The sequence below is a fragment of the uncultured Arthrobacter sp. genome (assembly GCF_947495145.1).
GTDB lineage: Bacteria > Actinomycetota > Actinomycetes > Actinomycetales > Micrococcaceae > Arthrobacter_D.
On record NZ_CANLXP010000030.1, the window covers coordinates 1 to 18,442 of the forward strand.

At 58.6% G+C, this 18,442-nt stretch carries 16 protein-coding genes; 8 read left to right on the forward strand and 8 right to left on the reverse strand.

Features of this window, described 5'->3' with window-relative positions; all coding sequences use genetic code 11:
- The first annotated feature begins 135 nt into the window (after nt 1-135).
- The 5 genes from Q0877_RS15980 to Q0877_RS16000 all read left to right on the forward strand — a co-directional run bounded on the left by Q0877_RS15980 (nt 136) and on the right by Q0877_RS16000 (nt 6,113).
- A complete protein-coding gene (locus Q0877_RS15980) occupies nt 136-447 on the forward strand; it encodes a hypothetical protein (RefSeq protein WP_299169681.1) in 312 nt (103 codons plus the stop codon).
- A 49-nt stretch (nt 448-496) separates the two neighbouring features.
- Nucleotides 497-805, forward strand: coding sequence for a DUF4238 domain-containing protein (locus Q0877_RS15985; RefSeq protein ID WP_299169683.1), 309 nt, complete (start codon nt 497-499; stop codon nt 803-805).
- A gap of 775 nt (nt 806-1,580) precedes the next feature.
- Nucleotides 1,581-2,345: a hypothetical protein gene (locus tag Q0877_RS15990; RefSeq protein ID WP_299169686.1), complete on the forward strand. Its 765-nt coding sequence runs from the start codon at nt 1,581-1,583 to the stop codon at nt 2,343-2,345.
- Between the two features lie 377 nt (nt 2,346-2,722).
- Nucleotides 2,723-5,320, forward strand: a complete 2,598-nt coding sequence (locus Q0877_RS15995) for a DEAD/DEAH box helicase (protein WP_299169688.1) — start codon at nt 2,723-2,725, stop codon at nt 5,318-5,320.
- Between the two features lie 181 nt (nt 5,321-5,501).
- Complete coding sequence (locus tag Q0877_RS16000; protein ID WP_299169690.1) at nt 5,502-6,113, forward strand: recombinase family protein; 612 nt, start codon at nt 5,502-5,504, stop codon at nt 6,111-6,113.
- A 125-nt stretch (nt 6,114-6,238) separates the two neighbouring features.
- On the opposite strand, the gene Q0877_RS16005 is transcribed toward Q0877_RS16000, so the two are convergent.
- Genes Q0877_RS16005 through Q0877_RS16040 form a run of 8 tightly spaced genes read right to left on the reverse strand, consistent with a single transcriptional unit; the run spans nt 6,239 to nt 13,097 of the window.
- Complete coding sequence (locus tag Q0877_RS16005) at nt 6,239-6,610, reverse strand: DUF202 domain-containing protein (RefSeq protein WP_299169692.1); 372 nt, start codon at nt 6,608-6,610, stop codon at nt 6,239-6,241.
- Nucleotides 6,607-6,999: a YidH family protein gene (locus Q0877_RS16010; RefSeq protein WP_299169694.1), complete on the reverse strand. Its 393-nt coding sequence runs from the start codon at nt 6,997-6,999 to the stop codon at nt 6,607-6,609. Before Q0877_RS16010 ends, Q0877_RS16005 begins: the two co-directional genes overlap by 4 nt.
- Nucleotides 6,989-7,936, reverse strand: coding sequence for a formylglycine-generating enzyme family protein (locus Q0877_RS16015; RefSeq protein ID WP_299169696.1), 948 nt, complete (start codon nt 7,934-7,936; stop codon nt 6,989-6,991). Before Q0877_RS16015 ends, Q0877_RS16010 begins: the two co-directional genes overlap by 11 nt.
- Nucleotides 7,936-8,637 carry a FadR/GntR family transcriptional regulator gene (locus Q0877_RS16020; RefSeq protein WP_299169698.1) on the reverse strand — a complete coding sequence of 234 codons (702 nt, stop codon included), beginning with the start codon at nt 8,635-8,637 and terminating at the stop codon, nt 7,936-7,938. The genes Q0877_RS16015 and Q0877_RS16020 overlap by 1 nt, the downstream gene beginning before the upstream one ends.
- A gap of 28 nt (nt 8,638-8,665) precedes the next feature.
- On the reverse strand, nt 8,666-10,165 hold the full coding sequence (locus Q0877_RS16025; RefSeq protein WP_299169700.1) for a tripartite tricarboxylate transporter permease: 1,500 nt from the start codon (nt 10,163-10,165) through the stop codon (nt 8,666-8,668).
- A 12-nt stretch (nt 10,166-10,177) separates the two neighbouring features.
- Nucleotides 10,178-10,675 (reverse strand): tripartite tricarboxylate transporter TctB family protein, encoded by a 498-nt coding sequence (locus tag Q0877_RS16030; RefSeq protein WP_299169702.1) that lies wholly within the window; start codon nt 10,673-10,675, stop codon nt 10,178-10,180.
- Nucleotides 10,672-11,655 (reverse strand): tripartite tricarboxylate transporter substrate binding protein, encoded by a 984-nt coding sequence (locus tag Q0877_RS16035; protein ID WP_299169704.1) that lies wholly within the window; start codon nt 11,653-11,655, stop codon nt 10,672-10,674. Before Q0877_RS16035 ends, Q0877_RS16030 begins: the two co-directional genes overlap by 4 nt.
- A gap of 35 nt (nt 11,656-11,690) precedes the next feature.
- Complete coding sequence (locus tag Q0877_RS16040; protein ID WP_299169706.1) at nt 11,691-13,097, reverse strand: sulfatase-like hydrolase/transferase; 1,407 nt, start codon at nt 13,095-13,097, stop codon at nt 11,691-11,693.
- Between the two features lie 433 nt (nt 13,098-13,530).
- Here Q0877_RS16040 and Q0877_RS16045 point away from each other — a divergent pair, with 433 nt between their 5' ends.
- The 3 genes from Q0877_RS16045 to Q0877_RS16055 all read left to right on the forward strand — a co-directional run bounded on the left by Q0877_RS16045 (nt 13,531) and on the right by Q0877_RS16055 (nt 18,242).
- A complete protein-coding gene (locus Q0877_RS16045; protein WP_299169708.1) occupies nt 13,531-15,021 on the forward strand; it encodes a hypothetical protein in 1,491 nt (496 codons plus the stop codon).
- 508 nt (nt 15,022-15,529) lie between these two features.
- A complete protein-coding gene (locus Q0877_RS16050; protein WP_299169710.1) occupies nt 15,530-17,197 on the forward strand; it encodes a class I SAM-dependent methyltransferase in 1,668 nt (555 codons plus the stop codon).
- Nucleotides 17,187-18,242 carry a hypothetical protein gene (locus Q0877_RS16055; RefSeq protein ID WP_299169713.1) on the forward strand — a complete coding sequence of 352 codons (1,056 nt, stop codon included), beginning with the start codon at nt 17,187-17,189 and terminating at the stop codon, nt 18,240-18,242. The genes Q0877_RS16050 and Q0877_RS16055 overlap by 11 nt, the downstream gene beginning before the upstream one ends.
- The last annotated feature ends 200 nt before the right edge of the window (nt 18,243-18,442 follow it).

The following is an 18,442-nucleotide window of genomic DNA, read 5'->3' on the forward strand; positions in this document are numbered from 1 at the left end:
ACGAGCACTCTTCCATCCCACTCAGCTGGGGCCAGTTCACGCCGTCCTGCCGGGGCCAGAACTAGTTGACACAATCAGATAGGGAACACATGTGCCCGGTATAGCCACCAGAACCATCACAGATAGGGTTAGAGCATGGGAAACATCAGCCTCGAACAAGCACAACAAGAAGCACGGGCACTCCTCGACTCACGCATCGAGTCCATCACTGTCCTTGTCAAAGCGAGACAACGCGTCACTGACCTCAAGGAACAATTAGCGGAAGCAGAACGCGAAGACAAGCGGGCCTACGTCCGAGCAACCAAGGACGGCTGGAGCATGGACGAATTGAAGAAGCTGGGACTCGAGAACTCAACCGCCGGCCGCCGTCGAACGGCTAACCGAAAGTCTGCGCAAAATCATTCAACCGAAGAACAGGACGAGGCGAGGGACCGCACTGATAGCTGATAACAGAAGAAGGCATTAAGAAGGGCTTCTACGGCGCAAGGATCGCGGCATGGCAAGAGGCAAGAGACACCACACAGTCACAGGCGCACTCCTCGAAGGATTTGCGCTGAACAACAGAGTGGTCGTGCGGCACCGAACTGGCCGCGAAAATACAACTTCCGTGCGGAACGCGACTGTCGTCTCCGATTTCTACGCTTTCGAACGCGAGGATCATCACGATGATGCAGTCGAGCAATGGCTTGCTAATGACGTTGAGTCACCCTTTGCGGATGTCCTGTATGCGCTTCAATCGGGAGATCAGCCGTCGATCTCGGACCGCCCTGTTATCGCCCGGTTCGTCACGACAGCAGTTGTTTGAACGCGAATCACCCGCGACTACATAAGACAGGTGAACCCCCACGTAGAACCCATGGTCGTCCTACAGACGATCGCCCCCAGAATGGGGTGGGACCTTTCTAAGTTGTCCGCTTCTGAGATTGAGGAGCTTCTGACAATATGCCAAGACTTCTGGCGCGAAGCGGCAAGTGAAAAGGACCAGAAGCTCAGCCTCCTTCGCACCATGGTTAGACACGCCCTAGTCCTAGAGGAGGATCTGAAGGGGTATGCCTGGTCCGTCTTTCGCACCAATGAACCACGACTTCTTATCGGAGATGCCCCCATACTGGCCATAAGTGGTCACGAGCGAGGTTGGCATGGGCTAATACCAAAGGGTCGACAGTCTTTCTCCCAATCGCCCCAGACAAGATTCTCGTCGGTGAACCGCATGCGTTTGGCCGCTCTCACTCTGGTGATGACCTCGCAACAACCGTGAACTCACTCACCGCACGGGAAGCCTATGCTGATGTATTCCGCCACCCCGAAATGCCGTGGCCCGAAGCGATTTATTTTGGGTCCGGCGCACCGGAGTTACCGCCTGCTTCTCGCACAATTAGGCCTGCCCCGCCTGGTGCACCGTCTACGTTTCCGAGCTCTTACGCCGCAGTGGACGATGAAAGGATTGCAACTCTCCTCGAGTACCTCCAAGCAGCTGGCACCGTCCCTTAGCCTGAGGCGGAACGTTTGCAGGACGACATCAGCTCAATCAGAAGCCCTATATTATCCGCAACAACACTGATTCGGCTTGATAATGAGGCATGAACACCTTCGCCGTTGTGCTGCTCACGCTATTGGCGGGCGTCCTCGTCGGAGTTGCTACTAACATGATTTCCGAGAAGGCAAAGGAGCACTCATCCTTTCCCGTGATTGCTGGGCTGATCGCGGCAGCATTCGTTGCACTGGTGCTAGTCCAGATCAACGGCGCCCCTACCAGCTCGACCGGAGAACTGACTCCTCAACCTCCCGGTACTGAAACCCCGCAGCCTTCCAACTCGCCGCCTACTACTAATCCCCCAAGTACCCCGCCCGCAACCCCCACGCCGGCCCAGCCCCCAGTGCAGGCGACGTCAATTTTGGACCTACCAGTTACCGACCAAGAAACGAACAGCTTAATCGACTTGGAAGAGACTGACGCGAGCTCCATAAACGGAACGGCATACGCGCGGACTCTCCGCTATGAATGCAACCTCTATTGCAACGGCTCATCCCCACAGGTATTCGAGGTCACCTTGGGTAAGAAATTCAGCACCTTCACCACGTCGCTCGGAGTCCTCGATACAAAAAACGGGGAACACCGAATCGACATCAGTCTTGACCAAGGTGACCCTGTGATTTACACGGCGAACCCTGGCCCTCCAACCGAGATCACGCTGGACGTAAAAGAGGTCTCCCGCATGACCATTCGGCTATACGCCCCCAATGAACTGAAGAGCCCGCTTCAAGCCGGAGTTGACTCGACAATTGGCGAAAACGGCGGTGACCTGCCAGGCGTGGCCCTTGCAGACCCTGTAGTTCTTCCTTGAGAACTCACCTACCCACCGATATCAACCCATAGATTGCCGCCGTGCGACCCTGCCCGCGCATCTGCCGGGCTGGCCTAGGGTCTTGTATCCACGGGATGCAAGACTGAGTACGACGAGACGCTGCAGAACGGCATCGCTCCGTTCTGTAGCTGAATTCGTTATCGGTTACTCGGCCCACGAGTGCGCGCTGGGAAACCTGCCGGTTCAATACAGCGCTTCTACGATCGACAGCGACTTAGAGTCCGTCGAGACCAATTCAGGCGCGCCACATACCCACTGGTCGACACGGTCGCCCATCTTTGCTTACTGTCGTAACCTCCCCCTTCACCTAAGCGATGCTTGGAGGAAGAGGTAGGACCTAACCGAAGGGGCGGCTAATGGCTTTCAAGACGCGAAACAGCAGCGCGGCAGTGCCGAGCACGCCAAAAGCAATTTTTGAGAAAACTCGAGTAAGTAGACAAGACCTACAAGAACTCTGGCCACACCAGGAATCCGTACTAACTGCTTGGACTGACAAACATCAGGACGCAAGCGATGTTGCTATCGAACTACCTACTGGCGCGGGGAAAACCCTCATCGCTGGACTCATTGGGGAGTTCGAACGCTCCGTTCGTGGTCGCCGGGTCACATATTTATGCCCGACGAAGCAGCTAGCTCGGCAGTGCCATGCACAACTTCTGAGCTACGGCTTACCCGCGGTACTGCTTATCGGACCGGTAACACACTGGAGCTCTGCGGACAGGGCGCGTTACTCATCAGCCAGTGCGATCGCGGTGTCGGTTGGTTCACACGTGTTCAACAGCAATCCCGCCCTCGTAGACTCCCAATACATGATCGTCGACGACGCTCATGCAGCTGACAGCTACGTATCTAGCCCGTGGTCCATAAACCTCGAACGCAAGGAAACGGCCTACCACGAAGTTCTTCGTGTCCTAGCAGACTCCTTTGACCCATTAGTCCTTAATCGCCTGCAGCAAGACACCGCCGCCGGCCAATTTGCCTCGGACGTTTATCTAGCCTCTCCTGTAGGTGTCATGTCCGCTGCGGCCGCCCTCGAACAAGTACTGAAAGCGGCTCACGGAGAAACCGAGATCAATACAGACGCTGTCTACGCTTTGAAGATGCTTGAGGGCCATCTTGGGCAGTGTCTCGTGTACGCGTCCTACCGGAATCTACAAATTCGTCCCTTCATACCACCAACCCATGCTCATACTGCCTTCGATAGCCCGAAACAGCGCTTATATATGAGCGCGACCCTTGGAGAGGGTGGTGAACTCGAACGCAGCTTCGGCAGGACGAAGATTTCCCGGATCCCTACACCCCCTGAGTGGGCTAAACGTGGTACTGGACGCCGGTTCTTCATGTTCCCGGAGCTGACGACGGACTTCGCTCGTGACAAAAGGGATCTAGCCGCCTGGACGGTAGAGCTGACCAAACAGGTAGGACGAGTCGTTGTCCTTACTCCTGATCGACGTACTGGTGACGACTTTGAGGAATGGGTAGGAAACTCGCTTTCAGTTCTCAATGCTAAAGACATCGAAGACGATGTCTCGCCATTTACTAGTCAGCAGGATGCGGCACTAGTTCTCACCAATCGTTATGACGGGCTAGACCTCCCTGATGATGATTGCAGGCTCGTCGTGATTGACGGGCTACCGTCAAGGGGCGATCTGCAAGAACGCTTCTTGGTAGGTTCTCTGGGAGCTTTGGATGTGCTGCAAGAACGTATCCGTTCTCGAATAGTTCAAGGAGCAGGTAGGGCCACACGTAACGAAGACGATTACGCCGCCGTTCTTATGCTTGGTGATGATCTCAGCTCGTTCTGTACGCGATTGGATGTGCGGAACGCCATGCGCCCAGAACTGAATGCCGAAGTTTCCTTTGGACTCGAGAACAGTCTAGGAATCGATTCTGACGAGATGAAAGAGAACTTCAACGCGTTCCTGGCACAGGGCGATATGTGGGCAGAGGTGGAGAGTGACCTGGCGGCCCGGAGAGATGAAACCGTCGTCGTTCACCCCCTGGGGACTGCTCAATTGAGCGCGGCGTCGAAGGACGAAGTCGCTGCATTTCAAGCCGCTTGGCAAGGAGATTGGGGCCGCGCTCTCGAACATGCAAGAAGGGTGGTTGACAGCCTTACCGGTGGCAGGGCCCCTCAGCGCTACGCGTCGTTCTGGAACTACCTTGCTGCTTGTTGGTCGCTAGTCCTGGCTGAAAAGCAACAGGATGCGGGTCTTAGGGAAACGAGCATGGACTACTACAGGGCGTGCCGCTCATCCGGTCGCGGGACTCTTTGGATGTCCTACTTGCACGCACCTGCGGACCATGACTTCGAGACTGGTACACCGGCTGAGAACGTTGATGCGGTCGACGAAGTAGCAGCTGGGAACATCTTGCAATCGTTTGCCCAGGTTGCAAGACCAAACTCATTCGCGAACGAGATCTCTCGGATTCGAAGCCAACTGCTGGCCACTGAAGCGACTCCATATGAAGAAGCGTTGGTCTACCTTGGCGTGTTGGCCGGAGCGGACAGTGATGGCAACCACGGGGCATCTTCAGCTCCTGATGCATCTTGGATCTTTTCGACCGAGTCATGGGTGGGCTGGGAGGCGAAGAGTGAGGCGTTGCCAGAGGGAGAACTTGGCGCTAAGGACGTTCGGCAGGCAGGATCACACCTTCGCTATATTGCCAGCTCGCGAGGGGAATCTGCCCCTAGCGACTCCGTGGTCTTTTTAGTCACACCGCAGAAGCGCGTCCATCCGTCCGCTCGTGCCATAGCTGAAGACCACGTCTATCTTGTGACGCCTCAACAGGTTCTCGAGGTGTTTGATGCGCTCACTAAGGCATGGCATGCACTCCGAGCGCGAGGCTCGAATGTTATCGCTGCAACTGACGTTCTCAATGCTCTAAAGGATGCCAACGCCCTCCCTTCTCTCTGGATACCGAAGCTTCGAAGAAACCCGGTCAAACAGTGAGTTGAAGACGATGCCTCACAACCGTAGGGTTGCAACACAGTAGGACGAGACAACACCACTCCCCCGCCACTACTGATCCCTCCATGTCTTGCTACGCTGTCTCCTAAGTAAGGGCATCCCTTCGTGACTCAGAAGTGGGTTGCGAGACAAATATGGGACCAATCGGACATTGAGGAGCCGCATGGGCAAGCTCATCGGGTATGCGCGGGTATCAACTCGCGTCCAGGACACCGACCGGCAAGTCGCCGACCTACTTACAGCCGGTGTCCGCCGCGATGACCTTTACATCGACCACGGGGTCAGCGGTGCTCATGCGCGGCGGCCCCAGTTCGACAAAGCCCTCGACGCACTGCATGAAGGCGACACCCTGATCGTAACCACCCTCGATCGCCTCGGCCGCTCCACTTCCAACATGCTCGCCCTGGCCGATGAACTTCGAGCTCAAAAGGTGAACCTGCGCGTCCTGAACCTCGGCGGCGGCAACGTCGACACTGGCACCCCCATGGGATCCATGGTCTTCACCGTCATGGCTGCCCTCGCCCAGATGGAGCTCGAGATCAAACGCGAACGCGTCAACGACTCCAACACCAAACGCCGCACCGCCGGCCTCGACCTCGGCGGACGACGACCGATCTTCAGCGACAGCCAAATCGCCAACGCCCGCCGACTCATCGAACAAGGCCAACCCGCATCCCACGTCGCCCGCGACCTCGGCATGTCGAGAGCCACCCTGTACCGGCGAATCGCCAACCTCGACGCACAGCAATGGATCACCACCCTTCCCAGGGAATGAGACGTTTCCACAGCTGTCTGATGCCTTATATCTTGACCTCTGCACACGTTCGTTGCAAAGACCCGGAAACCGGCCCTAACGCATCGCAACGCAACATATCTACGGTCGCGGGTCCCTCGACTCAGCTAGGGCCTCAGTGGGAGGAAGAGCACCGTATAGATGCCTAGTATCGCGAGGAATACGACGGCTAGGGATGTAAGCAGTGCTGCGAAGGGAGCGACCGATGAGCGGTCACCGCGGATGCCACTGGCCGCACGAATAAGGAGGCGCCGCCTCGTAAGATTTAGCGCGAAAGCGGCAACCGTGGCTGCGACGAATGAAGTTCCAGCAAACCATCCATAGTTCGGCATCCACCGCAGGAACATCGCTCCCGCCACGATGAACGCGAGAGTCGTACGCCCCCACGCGAGGTCCGTTCGTTCGGGTTGTAAACCGGCATCACCGTGGAGGAAAGGATGCCGGGGTACTTCCCCCTCACCCGGGAGACGGGCGTTCATCGCAGAAGTACGAAGACGACCATTACAACCGCAGCTAGCGCTCCGCCGAAGCTTAGGATCGGTGCGATGAGCGGGAGTGGCAGTGGCTTTGCGTGTCGCATAGCCCGCTCGATGTTCATCCATCGGAAGAACGCACCGCCACCGATGATCATGGCCAGCGATAGGAGTAGGACTGCCAGCGATGTGCGAACTTCCAAGACGAAGATGTCGGTTGTGAATGCCTCCACGGCGATGCCCCCGGCGAGCATCGCTAGGGACGTACGAATCCAGGCAAGGAAGGTGCGTTCATTCGCCAGAGTGAAGCGCGGGTCGGGTTCGGTGCCGCCCTGCAACACCCTCTCACGAAGCCCCCGGCGGGTAATTCCGCTGTCTTCCCTTTTAGGAGACATTCGAACGTCCGTCTACGGCAGTACGGAAGCCGACATTACTGCCTGACGAGTCGGGAGTGTTGGAGCTGCGGGCCGCTACCCTGTACCGGTTGCAGTAGGAGTCATGGCAAAGGTAAGAGCCCCCGCGCATGACCCGACCGGGACCAATTGTGGGTCCTTGCGGATTATCGAAGGGCGCCTTGAGGTAGTACTTGGGCAGGAACCAATCGTTACACCACTCCCAGACGTTGCCGCTCACCTCGTACAGGCCGTAGCCGTTCGGCGGAAAGCTGCGGACAGGAGCGGTCGCCAGGAAACCGTCGTCCACCGTATTTTTCATCGGGAAGCTGCCCTGCCAGATGTTGCAGAGGTGCTCACCACCGGGCCCGTACAAGTCATTACCCCAGGGGTAGCGACTCCCCTCGAGGCCGCCGCGAGCGGCGTATTCCCATTCAGCTTCGGTCGGGAGGCGTCGTCCTGCCCAGCGGCAGTAGGCAATCGCATCATTGTAGGAGACGTGCACGACAGGGTGATCTTCGAAATCGTTCCAGGAGGAGCGCCCTCCAAGCGGATGCGCCCAATCGGCTCCGCGCACGTTGAGCCACCACGGGGCCCCTGCCGCCGTCCCCAGAATGTCCTTTTTGTCAGAATTCACTACGAGATGGAAAACCGCGGACGAGCCGTACCGTTCCGCTTCGGTTCGATAATCAGTCGCAGCGACGAACGCAGCGTACTGCTTATTGGTCACCGCGGTGGCATCCATTCGGAAGGCCTCAACCTGCACGGGGTGGGCGGGAAGTTCACCATCGGCTGGATATCCTTCTCCGAAGCTGTCCCCCATCGCGAAGGAACCGGCAGGTATCTCTACTTCAGCGTGGCCCACTTTCCCTGCAGGAAAGTCGGCTGCTCCCTCGTCATCACTCGTGACAACAGTGCGCGACGGACTGCAGCAACTCATCAGGGTTCCACCCCGATAGCAGCGACCAGCCCCGCCTTGACATCCTTCAGGAGGTGCAGCATTTCGGTCTCTGCACGATCTGGGTTCCGCTCGCAGACGGCCAACATGACTTGTTCATGGTGGTGCACTGACGCTGGCGCGGGAAAGGATATATGCTCCCGCAACGGCTGCTCCGCGAGAACTTCGACGACGACGTCGCACATGGACGCGTACATCTCATTGCCGGACGCCATTAGGAGCGTGGTGTGAAAAGCGATGTCCGCAGCGAGGTACTTGTCCGTCCGTTTCAGCTCACCGAACAACTTCAACTCGGCTGCGGCGACTCGAAGCTTGTCTCGCTGGCTTTCGTCGGCGCGTCTGGCCGCAAGCGCAGCTGCCATTGGTTCTATACCGATTCGAAGTTCCGTGAGCGACTGCAGTTGCTGGGGCCGGGCGCTGCTGTCGAGGCGCCAGCGAATCACCTGGCGATCCAGCACGTTCCAACGGCTCTGCGGCTGCACCACGAGGCCTGTTCGAGGCCGTGATACTACCAGCCGCATCGATTCAAGGATGCGCATGCTTTCCCGGGCGACGGTCCGGGAAACGCCGTACTGGTTCTGCAGCATCTCCAGGGTCATCGTGGAACCCGCCGGGAGATCCCCACTCACAATTTGCATCCCCACCGAATGGAGGACTCCTGAATGAAGGGTGCTGACAGTCATGGAACAACTCTAGATCCGTAGTCCACCGTCACTCCGCTTCAATGAGCTTCCGGCGGGACCGTACTGCCGGCAGCGCCGCTGTAACGAGCACCAGGAGAAGCACTGCGAGCAGGCCGATCGTGACCGGCGATGACGCGAAGATCCCCATGCTTCCATCCGAGAGAACGAGGGAACGACGGAAATTGGTTTCGAAGATCGGTCCGAGGATGAAGGCAAGAACCATGGGAGCGGGCGGTATACCGATTCGACGCAGAAGGAAACCGACGACACCGGCGACGATCATCACGCTGACGTCGAAACTGTTGCCATTGATGCTGTAGGCACCGACCATCAGGATCGCCACGGTGATCGTTGCCATGACAGCGGCCGGTATCTGTGCGATCTTCACGAAGACCGGCAGTAGCGGGATGTTCATCACGAGCAGAAGAACGTTACCGATCACCATCGAGGCAACCACGCCCCAGAAGATGTCCGGCCGTTCAACGATGAGTGTCGGCCCGGGAACGACGCCCTGGATGAGCAGCGCCCCGAAGATTACCGCGAGGACACCGTTCGGTGGAAAACCCAGTGTCAGCAGCGGAATGAAGGTCGAAATACTTGCCGCATTGTTGGCTGTCTCCGGGCCTGAGACTGCCTGGGGCGCACCTTTGCCAAACAGTTCCGGTGTTTTGGAAACTTTCCGCTCCACACCGTAGGAGACGAGTGAGCCCAGAACGCCGCCACCACCGGGCACGAGTCCGAGTGCGGTGCCGATTACGGATCCACGACCTATTGCTCCGGCATTTTCCTTCACATCTCTGCCGGTCGGGAGCACACGCCCGATGTTTGTGATCATCGTGCGCGCGGTTCTGCTCTCATGAATATTGTTCAGCACCTCACTGAGTCCGAACAGGCCCATGATGACGGCGACGATGTCGATTCCGCCAAGAAGGTCCACCAGACCGAAGGTCCATCGGGAGGACCCTGTGACCGGGTCCTGGCCGATCGACGCGATCAGTAAACCAAGGCCGACGCCGATGAGCGATTTAACCATCGTGCCCGAGGACGTGTACGCCACAAGCACGAGACCCAAGAGGGCCAACACTGCGTATTCAGGCGAACCAAACGACATCGCGAACGCCGCCAACGTCGGCGAGAACAGCATGAGGCAGAAGGTGGCCACCAGACCGCCTACGAACGAGCCGATCGCCGCGAGCCCGAGCGCTTTGCCCGCGGCCCCCTGCCGGGCCATCGCGTGACCATCCATGGTGCTGACAACGGATGCCGCCTCGCCGGGTATCCGCAGCAGGACGGAAGTTATTGTCCCGCCGTACATCGCGCCGTAGTAGACACCCGCGAGGAGGATGATTGCGGAGGGCCCGGCCATGCCGAAGGTGATCGGCAGCAGTAGAGCGACTGTGGGAGCGGGACCGAGACCGGGGAGGACTCCGACCATCATTCCGACCGCTACACCGAGCAGGACGAACAGCAGGTTTTCAGGCGACAGGGCAACTTGGAAGCCCTCGATGACTCCGGAGAATAGGTCCATCAGCGGCACACCTTAGATTCGAATGAGAGTGCCGGGGCTGAACGGCACACCGAGGAGATAGATGAATACAATCCAGACGCCCGCCGTGACCAGAATTGAGCCGACAATTGTCATCCTCCAGGTAGCGTGTGCGATCACCCTGAACCAGTAAAAAGACACGATCAAAGTCGTAACGCTGACACCGAAAAGGGTGAGCATTGGCACGAGGAGGAATAACAACGGTAGGGCGAGCAGCACCGGCTGATCCTGCTTGCGGAGCGGATCCACTCCGTCCATCAGGATCGTGTGACGGAGGAAAGTCCCTGCGATGAACAGGGCCGTCGCCAATGACACCCAGAAAACCCAGAAACCAGGTTGGGGTGCCGCGAGCGTGCCTATTTCGAGCGTGAGTGGCGCGGCGACGGTCGCGACCACCGCGACCAAGAGAAGCAAACCCATACCGCTGCGCGCGAACATCAGGGAATAGCGGTCTTCTTCGGGAGTCGAGACAGTCCCCGCGCCGTCGCTCACTCGAGAACCGCCGCGTAGTCCTCAGCAGCGGAGCGCAGAGCCTCGGCAGCCGCCTCGCCGTCGACGAACTCGGCCGGCGCCACTCCTGCGCCCACCTGTTCCTGCACTTCGGGGTTGGTCATGCAGCTTTCCATTGCACCTTCCAGGGTGCCGGTTACATCCTCCGGAGTGTCAGGCCGAGTAGCCAGGAACCAGAAGGAATCCGCGTAGGGCAGGTCCGAGTACCCGAGGGACTCGAGGGTCGGCACCTCTGGCAGGTGCGGCACTTCCTCTGTCACAGCAGTGGCGATAGCCGTGATCTCACCGGATTCGATTCGCGGAAGGGTGACACCACCGTCTGCGGACACGTATGCGGCATCAACCTCACCGCTCAGCAACGCCTGCACCGTTCCCTGGTTCCCGTCGAATGCAACAGGTTCCATGGCCAGGTCCTGCTGTTCGATGAGGGCGTTGATGGAGATTGCGGGCACGCTGGTAGCTCCCGGAATTCCTACCAACACCCGGTCGCTCTTCGCAGCGGCGAAGAAATCTTCGGCATTCTGGTACTCGGAGTCCGGTCCGACCACCAGCACGACCGGTGCCTGTCCGATCATTCCGACAGGCTTGAAGGAGTCCACGTCGTATCCGACGTCGCCTTCAAGGATGGGAGGCAGGACCGCGTTTGCGGCTGTGGTGGACACGAGCGTATAGCCGTCCGCCTCAGCGCGGGCGAAGGCGGAATTTCCTACTGCTCCGGAGCCGCCTTCCCGATTTTCCACGACGATAGTCTGGCCGAGCTCTTCTTCGAGGCATGATGCCACCACACGGGTGGAGAGATCGGTTGAAGAACCGGCGGGAACGGGCACGATGACCGAGATGGAGCGTTCGGGGTAGGAGCTACCTTCTCCACCGCCTGCGTCACCTCCCCCTCCGACGGATGAGCAGCCTGCCAACAGCACGGCGCTGGCGCCTGCACCGATCAGGATTTTTGAGGACTTCATTGTCTGGTACCTTTCTATTCCTTGGTGGTTATGCCCTACTTTGAGACGCCTGCCGGGAAGACATGCGTCTCATAGTCGGGGATATTCGGCAGCCATTCGGTCTGCCAGCGGTTCTCGATACCGGCGCGCCACTGTCCGGCCGCGGTTCGAAGTTCATGCGCGATGTCGGTGCGCTCATCGGCGAGGTTGGTTGTTTCACCTGGATCGTTAGAGAGGTTGCTCAGGAACACCTCATCCTGCGGTGGCTGTGTTTCCTCCAGCTGACCGTTCAGCACCAGCTTCCATGGCCCTTTCCGGACTGCGGTCTGCACGCCCTGCTCCCAGAAGAGGTATTCCCTGGAGGGCTCGAGGCCGCTCGTCAGGACCGGCATTATGTCCGTTCCGTCCAGTTCGTAACTGTCCGGATTGCCGCCAGCGAGGCCGAGCACTGTCGGGAAGATATCCATAGCGGCGATCGGCTGGTCGATGACCTGGCCGGCGCCGATGCCCGCGGGCCAACTGACAATGCCTGGAACCCGCACACCCCCTTCGAACAGGCTGAACTTGTGGCCTTTGAATGGCCCCGCCGAGCTGTCCTGGTATGGCGTCTGGGTGCCGTCCAGCCAGTTGCGGATCTCCCGGGAGGGTCCATTGTCGGACATGAAAAGGATCAGCGTGTTGTCCCGAATGTGCTGACGCTCCAGCTCATCGATAACACCGCCAATTGCCTCATCCATAGCCGCGATCATGGCGGCCATGATCATTTTCCCCCATGGGAGATGACGGAAAGGTTCCTTGTATCTCTCGGGTGCATGCATCGGGTAATGCGGGGCGGTAAAGGGCAGGTACAGGAAGAATGGCCGATCGTCTTCCTCACTTCGCTTCACTGCCTCGACGGCTTTCGCACCGAAGATTTCGGTCATGTACTCGCCGTCGCGGTGTACTTCCATGCCGTCCTCCCATAGATCGTGCAGAGGGGTGCCCACGTAGGTGGTGCCGTTCATCGGCACCTTGCGGTTGTTGGGGCTGTAGTGAATGTGGGAGAAGTAGTCCACTGCGCCTGCAAGGTTGCCGAACGAGTGATCGAATCCGTGCGCCTCGGGGCGGCTGTCCTCCGTAAGGCCCAGATGCCACTTACCGACAAGCTCGGTGCGATAGCCACAGTCGCGTAGGGCGTCGGCCAGCGTGGGCACTGACGCGGGCAGTCCGGGAGTGGTGCGGTAGCCCTGAAGAATCGAACGGACCCCCACATTGCCCGGATAGCGCCCCGACAGAAGCGAAGCTCGAGAGGGTGAACAAACCGGTGAGTTCGAGTAAAGGCTAGTGAGGAGCGCCCCGGATTCCGCGAGACCGTCCAGCCGTGGGCTCTGGACTGTTTCAGACCCCATGCATGAAAGGTCTCCGTAACCGTGGTCGTCCGCCACGATCACGATGATGTTTGGCTGCTCACTATTGACGCTCACGCGGTCCTCCTTGATCGGTTGGTCAAAAGTACCACCATTGCTCTAATGGTGCAATGAATCGCGAATTGATACCATCATTCAGCTCCGGATCGCTCATGTGTGACATAAGTCGCATGGGGTAAGAGGGACGCCCCGGCGCCCGAGTGCTCCTCAACCCATTCAGCTATCTTCGACGTAGCCAACCCGACAATTGGCCTTAGTCGTTCCAGCCTTTCCCCGTGCGAGTTCCAGAATCCGTCTCACACTCGGTTGCGCTCAATACAGCGTTTCGTACTTGGTTCATGACTACTTCGAGGTGCGCCGTTTGCTGTTGCGCAACAGACCCAAACTCTGGTGTCAGAAACGGTCGTTTTTCGTCCGCACTGAAGTCTGCTTTCCACGAATCTGATTCAGATGCCCGCGCCTTGTCAGTGGTAGCTGTTAATCTGCTCGCATGGGGGCAAATACAACCGAGCAGAGCAGACTCTCCGTCCTGCTGGACACAAACATCCTCATTGCCCTGGAGGGCGATGAGGATGCTCGGCACGTCAATGGCGAAAAAGCCTCCAATGTCTTTCGGCTCATTCATGAAGCGGGCGGAAGCGCCCAGATCCTCGAGAACCAGTTCGATGACTTCGCTCGGATACGCGACGAGGAACTGAAATCGCGCCGGATACGGCAGCGGCAAAAGTATGTCGTGCGGTCTCGTGTCGTAGTCGATTCAGACTTCATGAAGCGGGCCGGTTACCGGCCTGACATGGATTCGCGGAGCAATGACGCTGTCGACGCGGCTCTATTGCTAGCACTCGCTCGAAACACTGCGTCGTGGCTGATCACCGAGGACCGAGGCTTACATTCACACTCTCGGAACCTGCAATTGCACGAACGCGTCATGACACTGGACGATGCGCTCTCCGCCCTGAGTGCACTCGTTGGAGCGCCGACCCCCGCACACTTCAGCGCGGAGATTGTTGAACCACATGTCTTCGACCTGTCGCACGCTTTCTTTGATTCCCTCCGCAGGGGCTATGAAGGCTTCGATAGCTGGTGGACAGAAAAAGTAGTTCCAGATGGCCGACCGTGCCTTCTTATCGGCACACATTCGGACATTCGAGGCTTGGCTGTACTCGACGGCCAAGAGAACGAAAACCTACCTGGTCCTGGCATGAAAATCTGCATGTTCAAGATCGCCGAAACTGAGCAGGGCCGAAAACTGGGGGAATCACTGCTTGAAGCCACGATGTCCTTCATCCGAAGGAGGAAGGCCGTTTCGTGCTTCATCGAAGTTTCACGCAAGAGAGCCGATGTCCTCGGGTTGCTGAAGGAGTTCGGCTTTTTTGACCTCGGCATAAAGGACGGCAGTCCCGAGGAAGCGGTCCTTGGCAAGATGCTAGATCCGGCGGCAGATCAGAACCCACCAACGGATCCGCTGGAATTCAACCGGAGGTATGGTCCGGGCAGACGGATCGTTGAGCGCGCCTTCGTGGTACCTATCATTCCCAAGTATCACGGCATGCTTTTCCCAGCTTCCGAGCGACAGCCAACGCTTTTCGACACCACCTACGGCAATGCCGTGCGCAAGGTCTACATTTCCCACGCGAACATGAAGGTTCTAGAACCTGGAGATACACTCCTCTTCCTCCGCACTCACGATCAGCAGGCTATCCATGCGGTCGGTATCGTGGAGCAGGTCATTCGAACCCGAGACTTGCACACGCTCCTTTCGTTCGCGGGCACAAGAACGGTTTACGCGGCTCGTGAGCTCGAGGAGCTTTGTCATAAGGAAGTACTAGCTATCAAGTTCCGACTGGACGAGGTGCTTGAACGACCCGCAAGCCGTCGTGAACTCATCGCTCTGGGCGTCATCGCGGATTCACCTCAGTCGATATCACAAGTCAAGAAGGAAGAGGGCATCAGATGGGTGCGAACGCTTCAGGACGCGTAGCGCTGATGTCAATTCATCCGGAGTACGCAGAGGCAATCGTCTCAGGGCGAAAATGGGTTGAGTTTCGAAAGCGGCCGATCGCCGATGATGTCAGCCACGTTTTGATCTATGCGACGCTACCTGTGGGTTCTCTCGTTGGTTGGTTCAGCGTCGAGGGACAGGACACCGAACCCCCGAGGCACCTTTGGATCCGGTTCAAAGATGTCGCTTGCATCTCTCGCACACGTTTCTTTGCCTACTATTCGGGTCGGGGAACTGGCACTGGCATCAGGGTCGGCAAGACGGGAAAGTTCGCTTCACCGATTCCCCTTAGTGAGCTCGAACCTACCCTGCGACCTCCGCAGAGCTTTCAGTACCTGACGCCCTCCCAGACTAGTGATTTTTTTGCCTTAGTCGACCGCGGGAAGGGCACGTACTGCCACCCAAATGAGCATCCGGATGAGCCACAACTGCGCGTGTCGAGAGAGCTCGATCATGTTCTGTCCTAGCGGCAAGGCAGAATAGGAGTATGCCTGTTTCCGCCTCGCTGCCCCATGCCGATACGGCTGAGCTGCGGAAGGCACGAGGCGCATTTTTCACCCCTTCCCTCATAACTCGGTTCTTAACTGACTGGGCGATCCGATCCGCGGGAGATCGTGTCCTTGAACCCTCTGCGGGTGACGCAGCTTTCCTAGTCGAGGCTGTACGCCGCCTACAAGATTTAGGCCACGATGCCGCGATACTTCCTGTGGTCGAGGGAGTGGAGATTCACGAACACAGCGCCCATATGGCTGCGGCTCGGGTTGGGGAGGCCGGCGGTGATCCACGAATAACGGTGAGCGACTTTTTTCTCGTCGAGCCGTCAGCCGAGTACACCGCTGTAATCGGAAATCCGCCCTACATCCGCTACCAGGACTTCACGGGTGAATCCCGGGCACGGTCCCGCGAGGCTGCGCTGAAAGCCGGCGTGGCGTTGTCTGGACTTGCCTCAAGTTGGGCCGCGTTTACCGTCCACTCCGCCCTTTTCCTTGAGAACGGCGGTCGCCTGGGCCTAGTCCTGCCCGCAGAACTCCTTAGCGTGAACTATGCCTCTTCGGTGCGACGCTTTCTATTCGACCGATTCAGGAACGTGGAACTCGTGCTATTTGAGGAGCAGGTCTTCCCGGAGGTCGAGGCCGATGTGGTCCTCCTCCTAGCCGAAGGCTTCAATGAGGGGCCCACGGATGCTGCGGTCATTCGTCAGGCTCGCAACGCCGAGGACTTACTCTCAGGAGCGGTTGGTCAACGCTGGGTCCCACTGGACCCAGCAGGCAAATGGACCGCAAGCTTGGTAGATTCTGCCGCCCTTAGCCCCCTCATTGAACTGCGCTCTTCCGGGTCCTTCACAGCCCTAGAATCGTGGGGCGATACGACCTTGGGTATGGTCACCGGAAACAACGGATACTTCGCACTGTCCCCCGCCCGTGTACAGGAATTGGGCATCCCTCGAAAGGATTTGCTCCCCTTGTCCCCACCGGGGAGCTCCCACTTACGCGGTCTCGCCCTTACCAAAGATGCGTTGGCGAAGCTCGGCGAGGACGGCAAATCTACCTACCTCTTCCGACCCAAGGGAGAACCCTCGCCTGAGGCTGCCGCGTACATCGAGGCCGGCCACACCGCGGGAGTAGACCGCGCGTACAAGTGCCGCGTTCGAACACCCTGGTACCGGGTACCTTTACTCCGACCGGCGGACTTGTTCTTGACTTGCATGAACGCTGACACTGCCCGGTTGACCACGAATGTGGCCGGGGCACACCACTTGAATTCCGTCCACGGCGTATACCTCGAGCCGGAGACCCGGGAACTGGGCCGTACATTGCTGCCATTGGCGAGCCTGAACTCTGTCACCCTTCTGAACGCCGAGATGGTCGGACGTTCCTATGGGGGCGGGATTCTGAAGATCGAACCGCGTGAAGCTGATGTCTGGCTCATGCCCTCCCCCGAGCTCGTCGCCAAGCACGCCGAGTCTTTACACGCTGTGCGGAAGCGAGTTGCCCAGCTATTACAGAACGGGAAGCTCCTTGAAACCGTCGCCCTGGTCGATCAGATCCTGCTGGTGGACAGCGGCGAGCTCATACCCGAGCAGTTGAAGAACATCCGCGAGGCTCATCGAAGCCTCTCCCAACGCCGAATGACGAGGTCCACCAGTGGCAGATAGCCCATCCACGAAGTCTCAGGCATGGGCTCTGTTCGATCGTATTGTCGAAGACGCTGCACCCGGTGGCGATCACTCGAACCCGTGGGAGCGCACAGGGCCGAAGGAGCTCGTTTACCGGCCTGACTTCCCGACGTTGAAGAAGCTCCTGGGCGTTCCTCTCTACCTAAAGGCTGCGACGACCACAGGGGTGCCTGCGTTGGCCCTCGACGTCTGGGTCTCGTACGAGCTGCGTCGCGCAGGGTTTGACCAGGACGCGGTGTGGCCACGACCCGTACATCCCCGGATCATGCCTCGCGCCGTGGCTAGCCTCCTCGCTGCCTTACCTGCGAAGGAGCGCGCACAGCTAGAACAACGCCTGGGGCGTACCTCGCCGATGAAGGGCGTGGTCTCCTCAAGCGCCAACATCCTGGGCAAGAACTACCTCAAACAGGTCGACGTCGTCATGTCCGATTGGGACACCGGTCCGGAAGTGCTGATCAGCACCAAGCGCATGGACTCCAGCTTCGGCAAGAACGCCGCGAACCGGGTCGAGGAAAGCTACGGCGATGCGAAAAACCTGCGCCTGAGACACCCGCTCGCAGCGCTCGGCTTCATGTACGGATTGCGCTCGACCATCCTCACAGAGGAACCCGATAAGGCCGAGTGGATCATCGACCTCCTCCACAAGCTCGGCAATGAAGACGACGCGTACCACGCAGTGGGTCTGCTGATGATCCAGTACAGCGACGAAGTGGCCCTCGAAGAGGGTGACGACGTGGCGGACGAAGGTGATGATCCTTTAACAGCGGCAGGGGTCGTGCCACAAGACGAGCTAGAAACTCCAGCTCCCACGGAAGTCGATGACGACAGTGTTGGTGATGACATTGAGCGGCTGCCACATGTGACTCTCATCTTCGACGAACGCGCCGAGGATATCCACCCATCACGTTTTCTGGCAACCATGGTTCAGCGCGTCGTTGACGCTACCCCCGTCAACCGACATCGCGAAGCACGCCGACGGATGAAGGACGCTCCCCTACTTCCTTCGAGGGGCAACAGTGTTTGAGCGATCACACGACGAAGTAGTTGATATCGCTGCTGGGATTGATTTAGCAGCGGAACCGCGAGAGGTGTGGGCTCTCATCAAGCCCGCCGAAACGGCAATGCTTCTTGACCCTAACGTCGTGAAGGCGTTTCGGGTACCGGGAACACCTGGAGGCGTGGGAGAAATGCAGGGCTACATTAGCCACCGCGATGGGCGGGAGC

Excerpts from the sequence above, each read along its gene's own strand:
- Q0877_RS16000 (WP_299169690.1), top strand. The coding sequence starts at position 5,502 with ATGGGCAAGCTCATCGGGTATGCGCGGGTATCAACTCGCGTCCAGGAC.
- Q0877_RS15995 (WP_299169688.1), top strand. The coding sequence starts at position 2,723 with ATGGCTTTCAAGACGCGAAACAGCAGCGCGGCAGTGCCGAGCACGCCA.
- Q0877_RS15985 (WP_299169683.1), top strand. The coding sequence starts at position 497 with ATGGCAAGAGGCAAGAGACACCACACAGTCACAGGCGCACTCCTCGAA.
- Q0877_RS16005 (WP_299169692.1), bottom strand. The coding sequence starts at position 6,610 with ATGAACGCCCGTCTCCCGGGTGAGGGGGAAGTACCCCGGCATCCTTTC.
- Q0877_RS16035 (WP_299169704.1), bottom strand. The coding sequence starts at position 11,655 with ATGAAGTCCTCAAAAATCCTGATCGGTGCAGGCGCCAGCGCCGTGCTG.
- Q0877_RS16015 (WP_299169696.1), bottom strand. The coding sequence starts at position 7,936 with ATGAGTTGCTGCAGTCCGTCGCGCACTGTTGTCACGAGTGATGACGAG.
- Q0877_RS16010 (WP_299169694.1), bottom strand. The coding sequence starts at position 6,999 with ATGTCTCCTAAAAGGGAAGACAGCGGAATTACCCGCCGGGGGCTTCGT.
- Q0877_RS15980 (WP_299169681.1), top strand. The coding sequence starts at position 136 with ATGGGAAACATCAGCCTCGAACAAGCACAACAAGAAGCACGGGCACTC.
- Q0877_RS16045 (WP_299169708.1), top strand. The coding sequence starts at position 13,531 with ATGGGGGCAAATACAACCGAGCAGAGCAGACTCTCCGTCCTGCTGGAC.
- Q0877_RS16020 (WP_299169698.1), bottom strand. The coding sequence starts at position 8,637 with ATGACTGTCAGCACCCTTCATTCAGGAGTCCTCCATTCGGTGGGGATG.
- Q0877_RS16025 (WP_299169700.1), bottom strand. The coding sequence starts at position 10,165 with ATGGACCTATTCTCCGGAGTCATCGAGGGCTTCCAAGTTGCCCTGTCG.
- Q0877_RS16050 (WP_299169710.1), top strand. The coding sequence starts at position 15,530 with ATGCCTGTTTCCGCCTCGCTGCCCCATGCCGATACGGCTGAGCTGCGG.
- Q0877_RS15990 (WP_299169686.1), top strand. The coding sequence starts at position 1,581 with ATGAACACCTTCGCCGTTGTGCTGCTCACGCTATTGGCGGGCGTCCTC.